A 10,664-nucleotide genomic window follows, 5' to 3' on the forward strand; every position below is an offset into this window, starting at 1 on the left:
GCGGAGGTGAAATAGTACACCGCCTGGGCCGCGATCCTGGCAAAGTTAATCGAGTTCACGCCGGACAAATCGACGCTCTGGCGCAGGGGCCCGTCCTGGAAGGCCTGCTTCACGATGGCCTGGCAGTTGTCGAAGGTGCCGGCCACGGCGACGCAGGCGACGTTGGCCTCGGTCGCCGCGGTCATGAACCGGCGCTGGACCTCGCTGATCCGGCCCTCGGGGAAGAGGGCCATGACCTTGACGTGCCTAGCGCCGCGGAACGCCTCGACCGCCGCGCCGCCGGTGTCGCCGGAGGTGGCGCACAGGATCGTCTGGTGGCGGTTCTGCCGGCCGAGGATGTGGTCGTAGAGGCGGGCGAGGATCTGCATCGCCACGTCCTTGAAGGCCAGGCTCGGCCCATGGAACAGCTCGGCGATGAAGGCCTCCGGGCCGATCTGCACCAGCGGCACGACGGCCGGATGGTTGAAGGTGGCGTAGGCCTCCTCACACATCGCCAGCAGGTCGGCGGGCGCGATCTCGTCGCCGGCGAAGGCGCCGATCACCGCCGCCGCGACCTGGGCGTAGGGCTTGCCGGCGAAGGCGGCGATCTGGTCGGCGGTGAAGGTCGGCCAGGCCTCGGGCACATAAAGGCCGCCATCGGGGGCGAGCCCGGCCAGCACGGCGTCGACGAAGGAAACCGCGGGCGACTGGCCCCGGGTCGAGATGTAACGCATCAGCCCTTCCGGCGCTTCAAGAGGACGGCGGCATAGACGCCGGCCAGGGCCGCGGCAAGGCCGAACCAGGTCAGGGCGTACTCCAGATGCCGGTTGGAGATGGTCGCCGGCAGCGGGGCCGCGACGAGGCCGGCCCATTCCGGGTTCGACGAGGTCTCCGCCAGCAGGAAGACCGGGGCCGGGGCCGGCGCCCCGAGCGCCTTGGCCATGGCGGCGACGTCGCGGGAGAAGAACTGGCGCGCGCGGTTGGGCGGGGTGACGACGCTGGCCGCCTCCGGCGAGCGCAGGACGCCGACGATCGTGACCGGCGCGGCGTCGGCGGCGTCGACCGGCGGCCGGGCGGAGATGGTGTCGCCGACGAAGCCGCGGTCGACGAGGACGGTGCGGTAAGGGCCGGCGCCGGTCACCGGACAGGCCGAGATCAGCCGCGAGCCGGCCTGGCCCTCGCGCAGGCCGTAGAGCTCGACGAACGGCGCGCGGGCCAGGCCCGGGCAGGCGATGGTGACGCGGGTGAAGTCGACGTCGGCGCCGGCGGCGCGGCGGGCCAGCACGGCCCCGACCGGCCGGGCCGGCGCGGCCTCGAGCGCGGCGATGCGGGCCAGGACGTCGCGCTTCCAGTACATGCGCTGCAGCTGCCAGGCGCCGAGGCCGATCAGGAGGGCCATCGCCAGCAGGGTGAGGACGGTCAGGGCGACGGGGAAGCGGCCGCGCCGGTCGCCCATCGGAACCTCCGGGTCCCAGGCCTCGGTCATAGCGCCCTCCCCTTCAAAGCCCGGGCCTGCCAACCAGGCCCCACAAAGCAAAACGGCCCCGGGCAGGACCCGGGGCGCGTCTCGATCTCAGATCCGGACAGGTCCGGAGCCGGCGCCCGCGGCTTCGCGAGGAAGGCGCGCGGGCGTCGACGGCGTCAGTGCCCGGCCCCGCCGAACACCACGTAGATGAAGGCGAACAGGAACAGCCACACCACGTCGACGAAGTGCCAGTACCAGGCGGCCGCCTCGAAGCCGAAGTGCTGCTTGGGCGTGAACTGGCCGGCCTGCAGGCGCAGCAGGCAGACGATCAGGAACAGGGTCCCGATCAGCACGTGGAAGCCGTGGAAGCCGGTGGCCATGAAGAAGGCCGAACCGTAGAGGCCCGAGTTCACCGCTTCCTCGTTGAAGAAGTACTTGTGCTCGAGGATGTGGTGGTACTCGTACGCCTGGATGGCGGTGAACAGCACGCCGAGCGCGATGGTCAGGATCAGGCCGTAGCGGACGCCCTTGCGGTCGCCCTGCTGCAGGGCGTGGTGGGCCCAGGTGACCGTGGTGCCCGAGAGCAGCAGGATCAGGGTGTTGACCAGCGGCAGTTGCCAGGCCGGCACCGTCTCGACGCCGTGCGGCGGCCAGGTGGCCCAGGCGTTGCGGACTTCCTCGATGGACGACAGGGTCCGCTGGCCGTCGAACAGGGCCATCTCGAAGAAGATCCAGAACCAGGCGACGAAGAACATCACCTCGGAGGCGATGAACAGGATCATGCCGTAGCGCAGGCCGATCGACACGACCGGGGTGTGGTCGCCGCGGTTGGCTTCCTTCACGACGTCCCGCCACCAGCCGAACATGGTGTAGAGGACGCCGGCGAAACCGGCCGCGAACAGCCACCAGGTGCCTTCCGGCAGGCCGAACAGGCCCTTCATCCAGGTCACGCCACCAATGGCCATCACCACGGCGGCGATGGAGCCGACCAGCGGCCAGGGGCTCGGGTCGACAAGGTGGTAGTCGTGTTTCACGCCGTGGGCCATTGCGGTCCTAACCCCTCGAAAGTCACTGCCGTGCGGGACGTGAGTCGAGCGCGGCGTTAGTCGCGCACGCTATAGCCTTGGCGCGAGGCGGATGTGAAGGGGGGATGTGGCGCCATTCCCCCGGGCGGCGCGGGGCTCCGGCCGGCCCGGTTCGGCGCGGCATAGCGGCGTTCCTCCCCAGGATTCGCAACCGACCGGCTTCCGGCGGCTTTAATGTTCTGGTTATGTTCTCATATTGGAGGCTTGAGACATGCCCGACGGCGCCGGTTGGCCAGAACGCCCGATTTCACTGGAAGAGCTGATGACCGGCGGCGGGGTGCTGGTCGCGCGCTGTGGACGGCCGGGGTGCGATGCGGTGACGCCGCTGGCGGCGCGCCCGCTCGGCCCGGCGGCGCGGCGCGCCTCGGTGCCGCGGCTGGAGGCCGCCGTGCGCTGCACCTGCGGCTGGCGGCGCGGCACGCTGGCCATGCTGGCCGCCCTGCCCGAGCGGCCGGGCCGCCAGCGCTGCTACCTGTTCCACGGGTGAGGCCATGCCGCCGATGGAGGTGGTGGGCCGGCTGCGCGGCCCGCTGACGATCACCTGTCGGACCTGCGAGCACAGCTCGACCTGGAGCCCGAAGGAGGCCAGCCGGCGGCTGGGCGCGGAATGCACCGTGCCGAGCGCCCGGCGCAAGCTGCGCTGCTCGGCCTGCGGCGAGCGGCGCTCGATGTACTTCGTGTTCTCCTCGCCGTGAGGGGATGGGCGAGAGGGGGCGTGAAGGGGGCGGGCTCAGTTGAGCTGTTCGTGCGCCAGGCTGCCGGCCGGCAGCGGCCGCAGGAGTTCGGATTGCGGCCGGCTGAGGTCCAGCCAGTCGAGGCCCCGGTCCGGCGGCAGCACGACGACCTGGCGGCCGTGCCAGGGCGCGACATCCGGCCCCGGCGCCGTCGTCAGCATGGCGAAGGCGCCGTCCTTCACCAGGCCCGCGATCCAGAACCAGTCGGCGCCGGCGAGGGTGAACAGGTGCTTGTGCTTGGGGCTCTTCTGGCCGTCCAGGCGGGCGGTGAATTCGTAGAAGCCGTCGGTAGGGATCAGGCAGCGCTCGCTGCGCGAGAAGTCGCGGCCGTCGCTGCGGAAGTTGAACACCGGCGCGCCGTTCGGCGCCTTCCAGGCCCAGGGCGTCAGGGCGACGTCCACGCCCGCCCGGCCGCCGCGCAGGACCGGCGCCTTGTCGGTGATGCGGATGTCGTCGGCCGGCGGGACGTTGGGCACGCCGCCCGAGAACGTCAGCGGCGCCTTGAGGTCGCTGAACTCGTCGAAGATCTGCGAGAGCGGGACGCGGAGGCGGTAGGCGTTGCACATGGGTGGGGGCGGGGTTGGTGAGGGCTAGATTGCGGTCACGAGGGATGGGCGGAGTCAATCTTGCGCCAGGCGCGGACGTTCTCGCGGGTGCGCAAAGCAGACGTTGAGGCGCCCTGATCAAAGGCTCGTTTGGGCGACCGCGCCGAGGACTGCTTCCGACCCACTGCTGACGTTGCAGCACCCGGTGCCGGCCTTGCGGCTGACCATGCCTGGCCGAACTGGAGCAGATGACATTGTGGGGCTCGTGATGGCAGCATGCGGCAATGGCCGAGCCGAACGCCGCCCGCACCTTCATCAATAGTGATGGTCGTACGCTGCTCTTCAGTTGCGAAGACTTCGTCGAGCAGATTTGTAAGGGCGGAGCCTGCTTCATCTGCGGTGCCTCGCCTACGCAGACGACGTTCAACGATGAACACATCGTCCCCAGATGGGTCCTGCGCCGGTTCAACCTGTTTGACAAAGCGATCACGCTGCCTGGTGGTGAGAAGCGACGATACGGCGGCTACCGGGTCCAGTGCTGTGCCTCATGCAACGCGGTGCTCGGCGAACGAGTAGAGAACCCGGTTTCTGAGCTCCTCTCAGGCGAGTTCGGCACTGTCGCAGCGCGCATGGCATCCGAAGACGCGGTCGAACTCGTCTACATCTGGCTCTGCCTGCTTTTTCTGAAGGTCCACCTGAAGGACGCCGCGGTGCCAGTTCACAAGGATCGTAGACGCGGCACACATGTCATCGGTGACCTCTACGACTGGGCGGATTTGCATCACGTGCACGCGGTTGCCCGAGCGCCTTACACCGGGGCGACACTCCTGCCGTTTGTCGTGGGATCTATTTTCTTCGTCGAAGTTGACGATCGTGGTGGCGACGAGTGGGACTTCGTCGACCTGACTTTCGCCCACACCATCGCGGTCCGCGTTGGGCGAGTGGGCATCGTCGCCGTTCTGAACGATGCAGGAGCTGCAGAGAGCTCTTGGTCTCACCGTTTATCAAGCATCGACGCACCGATTAGTGGCGCCCAATTCCGCGAGCTTGCCGCGATGTTCGCGGTCGCTAACGACGACATACTCGAACGCCCAACTTATGGCACGCTCATCATCCAAGAGCGTTGGGTGACGATATTTGCCAAGGTGCCGGCGAAGCTTCGGATGGCGAATTTCGATCAAAAGAAATTCGGCGCTGCACTCGAGTTCGCGCTCGGGAACATGATCGACCGCATCGCTGTCGATGGCAGTCGAGATCCAAACTATGTGCGCGAACGCGTCGCGAGCGGCGAGGTCAGGTTTCTTATCGACGAAAAGGGGAGATTTAGGCCGGGAAGCGCTGTCTGGGCTCCTTCGGATTGAGGTCGCGCAGCCGGGCTGCAGTGTCCGCTATCCACCCATTGCGGTCCTTCAGCTCTCGGAAAAATCTCCACCCTATGCGCCAGGCTGTTGACCTGGGCGCGTCGCCTGGGGTTTGGCCACCCTACTGGCACTTGCGCGTTCTGCATGGATGCTCGACCAGGCTGCAACTCAACACAAGTGCGGAGTCCCCGCTGAGGTCGCTGAACTCGTGATCGCCAACGCGCGCGAGTATGCGATCATGCTTCTCGACCGAGACGGGCGCATAGCCACCTGGAGCCCCGGCGCGGAGCGCCTCTTCGGGTTCTCGGCCGACGAAGCCATCGGCCAACGCCTGCACCTCTTCTTCCTCGCGTCCGACGTGGCTGCCGAAGCCCCTGATCTGGAACTTGAGACCGCTCGCAAGAAAGGGCGCGCGGAGAACAGCCGGTGGCACGTGCGAAAGGACAAGGAGCGTTTCTGGGGCAATGGCGTGACAATGCGCCTGAGCGATGGCTCCGGGTTCGTGAAGATCCTACGCGACGAGACCCCATCCAAGCTCGCCGACGAGCAGCGGGTGCTGCTGCTGAACGAGCTGAATCACCGGATCAAAAACACACTGGCCACCGTGCAGTCTCTCGCTGAGCAAACGTTGCGCGCCGGCAACGTGGACGCGGGCACCCGCGAGAGTCTCACCAACCGTCTCCTCGCACTCTCGCAGGCCCACGACGTCCTGGTGCAGGAGAACTGGGCGGCAGCCGACCTGCACACGATCGTGGGCCAGGCGGTAGCCCCGCACACGCGCAGCGATGGTGGGATCGAGATGAATGGCCCCCCGGTTCGGGTAAACCCGCAGCAGGCGGTTGCGCTGTCTCTGGCCCTGCACGAACTCGCGACGAACGCCCTGAAGTACGGCTCCCTCACCACTCCCGACGGGCAGGTCGCGGTCACCTGGAACACCGCGCTGGACGGCCAAGGGCGCCGCTACATGAACCTTCTCTGGGAGGAAAGCGGCGGGCCACACGTCACCGAGCCTCAGCAAACGGGCTTTGGCACCCGGTTGCTCGCGAAGAACTTCGGCCGCGAAAGCGGAGGTAGCGCCCGGTTGGACTACCGCCCTGAGGGGCTCCGGTGCGTCCTTGAACTGCCCCTCTCGCACTCCGCTGAGACGCCGATCCTGGATGTGGAGGCGGAACGGACAGGGAAAGAGTCCACCGGCAAGTGAGCCTGTGAAGGCCGGCTAGGGGAACACGCAGCCGCTCCGGCGCAGCTAGGTCTGCATGGCCGCGTCGAGCACCACGCAGTCGCGCCCAGTGGCTCGCCTCGTCCTTAGCCGGGTGGGGCCGGCTTGGGGGTTGCGGCAGGCTAGCGGGGCGCAGACGTTCCTGGGTTGCGGCGCGTCGGGACCGACTTCGCAAGCCGCGCCAGATCAGCCAGATCCATCGGGCCTCGCGCAACTCAACACCGAGGCTCGCAACCTGGGTTCGGCGTCCGGGTGAGTGCAGTCGATCCGGATGCTGCAGGCGCCGTCCGCCCGGATGTCCGTCAGGCACGGCGTCTTCGACATGGGATCGGCGACCGGCGCCAACCTGGCCAGACACCCGCATTCACGTGGGCTGTCGATCATGGCGTAGGGCGTATGATCGAGACCATCGGCGAAGGCGGCGTCGGAACCGGGCGCACATGCCGCCAGGCAGAACGCGGCGAGCAGGGAGAACGGGAAGCGAAGGCGGTAGGCGTTGCACATGGGTGGGGGCGGCGTGGTGAGGGCCAGATTGCGGTCACGAGGGATGGGCGGAGTCAATCTTGCGCCAGGCGCGGAAATTCGAACGCCCCCCGCAGCGGACGTTCGCCCCGCCCCGTCCACCTTCCATCCGACCCGGCGCTGATACCGGACGCCGCCTGGTCACGTTCGCAAAGGCTCGGCGAGCTAGGCGAGCAGGAAGTCGCCCGCGGCGTGAGGCGTATAGGCGCCGGATGCGTCGACGATTTCTTCCACGCCGTTGGCGAACAGCTGGTTGCGCTGGCGCGCGCTGAAGACGAGCGACGTCGCCGTGATCGTATCGTGGGTCCCGGCCCCATCCACCAGCAACGCCTCCGAGATGCTGTCGACCAGGAAGTTGGTCCCGGCCGCATGGGTGGTGGTGAGGTGCTCGATCTTCGCCAGCGTCTTGCCGATCAGGTTCAGGCTCGCGTCGGACGTGACGACGGTATCCTCGCCGCCCGCGCCGTCGATGACGGTGACGCCCCCCAGCGCGGCGTCATCGACGACGACGGTGTCGTCGCCCCGGCTGCCCATGATCTTCTCGACGCTGTTCAGCAACACGCCGGTGAGGTCGATCTCCCCGGCATCGGTGAGGCGGAGGCGGTCGGACCCCGCCCCGCCATAGATCTGATCGCCGGGGTTCAGGGCGCCGGGCGCAGCGAGGAAGGTGTCTTCACGCGACGCGCCGCTGGCGATCTCGATGGCGTCGCTCAGCGTGGCGCTTTCCATGGTGGGACCGATCCGACGCTGGACGATGTCGAAGTCGGAATTGACCCAGGCCACGACCAGGCCGCCGTCGTCGAGCGCGGCGAGGCTGGCGGAGGGCTGAGACGGGAGGACGACAGGCGGCGAGAGGGCAACATCGGAAGAGATGAGCGCCTCGCTCCCGACGCGTTCCCCCGACGCGCTGAACGTCTGGACATGAAGACCGCGCGGGCTGTCGACCGGGCCGTACTGATGTGAAAACCAGACGACCGCATATCCGCCGTCGGCCAGGCCGATGACCGAAGGTGCACTCTGGTCGCCTGGCGTGGTCCTGCCGACCTCCACCGGCGAGCCGACCCTGGCGCCCGCGGCGTTGAACCGCTGGGCGAAGACGTCTCTGGGCTCTTCCGTCGTCCAGACCACCACATAGCCGCCGTCCGCAAGGCCGGTGACGGCGCGTTCGCCCAGGTGCGGCCAGCTCTGGTCGGTGACCTGGATCTCGCCGCCGACCTTGTCGCCCGCCGCATCCAGGCGCTGGAGCAGGAGCTTGCCGGTCGGGATGCTGTCGATCTCCAGATCCCACACGACCACGAACCCGCCGTCCGTCAGACCGGCGGTGGCCGGATGGCGCTGCTCCAGCTCGGAGGGGGCGTTCACGAGGATGGGCTCGCCGACCTTGGTCCCGGAGGCGTCGTAGCGCTGCGAATAGACGTCCGGGTCCGGCGTATCGACGTCCAGCTGGTGGTCGACGATCGTCACGACATAGCCACCCCCCGCCAGGGCCGCCAGCGAAGCCTGCCCGTGCGGGCCGGGCCATGGGCCTCCGAGGTTCAGCTGCTCGCCGCCCACCTTGACGCCGGAGGCGTCGAAGAGCTGTGAGACGACGTCCTTGAAGACCGGCGACGCCGGGTCGGGAACGATGGCCCAGGCCACCGCAAAACCCCCGCCCTCCAGTCCGATGATCGAAGGCTCGGGAGCGAGGTTCGCCGTCGGCGTGGTGTTGATGCGAAACTCGCCGCCGAGCCTTTCGCCGGAGGCGTCGAACCGCTGCCCGAAGAGGTCGCTCGTCGCCACGTCCTGCCAGACGACGACGTGGGAGCCGTCGGCCAGGCTTGCTGCGACGGGCGCGACTTGCACGCCCGCCGTGCTGCTGTTGACCGGTTGCACCTCATGAAGCGTGGCGATCGTCGGCATCGAAAAGGCCTCTCGCTTGCGACGCCCGCGCCGCGCCGGACGAAGCTGCGCGATACCTGAGTTCGGGGAAGTCTGACCGGACAAGTCACGAGCCGGTGACGCGATTAACCGGTGCTAATCCGTACCCGGCCTTCCTGCGAAAGGGACCGAGTGAAGCTTCGCCAGCCTCAGGACCGGCCGCCCTGCGGCACGAAGAGGTAGGGGTCGCGGGTGAAGTGGTAGGCGGCGGTGTCGAGAGCCTGCATGGCCGCGTCGAGCACCAGGTAGTCGGCGCCCAGCGGCTTGCACATCGTCTTCAGCCGGATGAGTTCGTTGCGGTAGGGCCGCAGCGCCTCGAAAGCCGCCTTCGGGTCTGAAATGCCGAGATAGTTTCGAGCGACCATGGGTTCACGCCTCCAGCAATGTCGGCGCGAACAAATACAGAACACCTCGCCCCACACAACCAAGCCGGAGGTGTGATTTCGGGCGGCTGCAACCGGCGCGGCGCGGCTCAGTGAGAGGTGGAGTGGCTTTCGCCGAGATCGATGGCGGCGCTTTCGGAGCTGTGCCGGCGTTCGAGCGTCGCGGCGCGGCAGATGACATGGACCATCGTCACGCTGCCGGCCGGCTCCGCGACGAGGGAGAGGCTGGCGCCCGGCGGCTCGATCGCCTGAAGCTGCCAGGAGACCGCCGAGACGACGCCCTCTTCGGTATCGGCGCCGACGCTGATGACGATCCGCTCGCCGACGCGCGGCGCCTCGACCAGTTCGAAGTCGTGGGAGGGGCCGTCCGCCCCGCTGATCCAGACCCGCACGCGCACCTTCGGCCTCCACGCTGCCCACGCCAAACGTGGATACGCGGATCGAGCTCGGCCGTTCCAAGCGCGCGTGGGGGGCGTCAGTCGGCGTCGGTGGGGACTTCGGCGCCGCCTTCGCGCATTTCCTGGGCGCCGATGAAGATCGCGCCGCCGTCGTCGAGGACGCACATGCCGATGAAGGCCGCATGCTCGGGGTCCGGCTCCTGGTCGATCAGGTCGCCGTCGTAGAGGCCGACGTTGCTGTAGTCGAAATCGAGGGACAGCTGGCCCGCGAGGCCGAGCAGTTCGTCGGCCATGCGGCGGGCGTAGCCGATCGCTTCGCTGACGTTGGCGAAGTCGTCGACGAGGGTGTTGACCTCGGCTTCGTCGCTGCCTTGCGTCGCGGTGGTGGTGACGAGGGTGTAGGCGGGCATGATCGGGTCTCGCGACTGGAGGGGCGTGTTCACTAGCGCGTTCGGGGCCTGTGCGGGGGAATAACTGTCGGTCGGCAATATGTTCCGTTTTTGTTCTTGGCGAACGGGCCGGTTTCCGGTAGCTTTGGGGTAGACGTGGCGGGGTGCGCCATCGGTCGGCGGGCAATCTGAAAATCTGAAGGAGGCTTCGTGATGGACGAGGCGGACGGGCGGTCGTTGGCCGCGCCGGGGATGGCGCGTGCGCGCAGGACGCACGACGGGCGGCCGCGGGCCGGGCGCAGGGCGGCCAAGGCGCCGGTGGGCTGGTCGCCGGAGCTGGGGGCGGAGATCTGCCGGCGGGTGGCGGCCGGCGCGTTGCTGCATCCGCTGTGCCGCGAGCCGGGGATGCCGACGACGCAGGCGGTGGAGGGATGGATCGTTCGCTATCCCGAGTTCGGGGCGGCGCTGCGCGCGGCGCGGGCGGCGTCGGGCCGGCCGGCCGAGACCCGCGGCCAGCCGTTCAGCTATTGCGAGGCGGTCGCGGAGGCGATCTTCGAGCGGCTGTGCGGCGGCGAGAGCCTGACGTCGATCACCCGCGACCGGGCGATGCCGTCGATGTCGACCGTGCGCTACTGGCGCGCGCACGTGGCGGGGTTCGACGACCTGG

Annotated in this window: 13 protein-coding genes and 1 pseudogene; 5 read left to right on the forward strand and 9 right to left on the reverse strand. The window is 68.4% G+C overall.

Annotated features, from left to right (window positions below; genetic code table 11):
* The 3 genes and pseudogenes from ACILRF_RS10935 to ACILRF_RS10945 all read right to left on the reverse strand — a co-directional run.
* Nucleotides 1-713 (reverse strand): annotated as a pseudogene (locus ACILRF_RS10935) (threonine synthase); the annotation flags it as partial.
* Nucleotides 713-1,465 (reverse strand): SURF1 family protein, encoded by a 753-nt coding sequence (locus ACILRF_RS10940; protein ID WP_395672779.1) that lies wholly within the window; start codon nt 1,463-1,465, stop codon nt 713-715. The pseudogene ACILRF_RS10935 and the gene ACILRF_RS10940, both read right to left, overlap by 1 nt.
* Nucleotides 1,466-1,620: 155 nt before the next feature.
* Nucleotides 1,621-2,490 carry a cytochrome c oxidase subunit 3 gene (locus ACILRF_RS10945; protein WP_395672781.1) on the reverse strand — a complete coding sequence of 290 codons (870 nt, stop codon included), beginning with the start codon at nt 2,488-2,490 and terminating at the stop codon, nt 1,621-1,623.
* Between the two features lie 301 nt (nt 2,491-2,791).
* Here ACILRF_RS10945 and ACILRF_RS10950 point away from each other — a divergent pair, with 301 nt between their 5' ends.
* Nucleotides 2,792-3,016 (forward strand): hypothetical protein, encoded by a 225-nt coding sequence (locus ACILRF_RS10950; RefSeq protein ID WP_395672783.1) that lies wholly within the window; start codon nt 2,792-2,794, stop codon nt 3,014-3,016.
* 4 nt (nt 3,017-3,020) lie between these two features.
* Nucleotides 3,021-3,224, forward strand: a complete 204-nt coding sequence (locus tag ACILRF_RS10955) for a hypothetical protein (protein WP_395672785.1) — start codon at nt 3,021-3,023, stop codon at nt 3,222-3,224.
* Nucleotides 3,225-3,259: 35 nt separating this feature from the next.
* Here the strand turns inward: ACILRF_RS10955 and ACILRF_RS10960 are convergent, their stop codons facing one another.
* Entirely contained in the window at nt 3,260-3,829 is a 570-nt protein-coding gene (locus ACILRF_RS10960; RefSeq protein WP_395672787.1) for an SOS response-associated peptidase family protein, read from the reverse strand.
* Between the two features lie 263 nt (nt 3,830-4,092).
* Between ACILRF_RS10960 and ACILRF_RS10965 the strand changes: the two genes are divergently transcribed.
* Complete coding sequence (locus ACILRF_RS10965; protein ID WP_395672788.1) at nt 4,093-5,169, forward strand: hypothetical protein; 1,077 nt, start codon at nt 4,093-4,095, stop codon at nt 5,167-5,169.
* A gap of 208 nt (nt 5,170-5,377) precedes the next feature.
* The gene (locus ACILRF_RS10970; protein WP_395672790.1) at nt 5,378-6,370 is read left to right on the forward strand and encodes a sensor histidine kinase; all 993 of its coding nucleotides are present in this window, start codon (nt 5,378-5,380) and stop codon (nt 6,368-6,370) included.
* A gap of 204 nt (nt 6,371-6,574) precedes the next feature.
* Here the strand turns inward: ACILRF_RS10970 and ACILRF_RS10975 are convergent, their stop codons facing one another.
* The 5 genes from ACILRF_RS10975 to ACILRF_RS10995 all read right to left on the reverse strand — a co-directional run bounded on the left by ACILRF_RS10975 (nt 6,575) and on the right by ACILRF_RS10995 (nt 10,018).
* Nucleotides 6,575-6,892, reverse strand: a complete 318-nt coding sequence (locus ACILRF_RS10975; RefSeq protein ID WP_395672792.1) for a hypothetical protein — start codon at nt 6,890-6,892, stop codon at nt 6,575-6,577.
* Nucleotides 6,893-7,075: 183 nt separating this feature from the next.
* On the reverse strand, nt 7,076-8,809 hold the full coding sequence (locus tag ACILRF_RS10980; RefSeq protein ID WP_395672794.1) for a hypothetical protein: 1,734 nt from the start codon (nt 8,807-8,809) through the stop codon (nt 7,076-7,078).
* 167 nt (nt 8,810-8,976) lie between these two features.
* Nucleotides 8,977-9,192: a hypothetical protein gene (locus ACILRF_RS10985; RefSeq protein ID WP_395672796.1), complete on the reverse strand. Its 216-nt coding sequence runs from the start codon at nt 9,190-9,192 to the stop codon at nt 8,977-8,979.
* Between the two features lie 107 nt (nt 9,193-9,299).
* Nucleotides 9,300-9,608 carry a hypothetical protein gene (locus tag ACILRF_RS10990; RefSeq protein WP_395672798.1) on the reverse strand — a complete coding sequence of 103 codons (309 nt, stop codon included), beginning with the start codon at nt 9,606-9,608 and terminating at the stop codon, nt 9,300-9,302.
* Nucleotides 9,609-9,685: 77 nt separating this feature from the next.
* Nucleotides 9,686-10,018 carry a hypothetical protein gene (locus ACILRF_RS10995; RefSeq protein WP_395672800.1) on the reverse strand — a complete coding sequence of 111 codons (333 nt, stop codon included), beginning with the start codon at nt 10,016-10,018 and terminating at the stop codon, nt 9,686-9,688.
* A 192-nt stretch (nt 10,019-10,210) separates the two neighbouring features.
* Between ACILRF_RS10995 and ACILRF_RS11000 the strand changes: the two genes are divergently transcribed.
* Nucleotides 10,211-10,664: hypothetical protein (locus ACILRF_RS11000; protein WP_395672802.1), on the forward strand; the 454-nt coding region annotated here is incomplete at its 3' end.

Origin of the sequence: Phenylobacterium sp., assembly GCF_044236515.1 — a bacterium.
GTDB lineage: Bacteria > Pseudomonadota > Alphaproteobacteria > Caulobacterales > Caulobacteraceae > Phenylobacterium.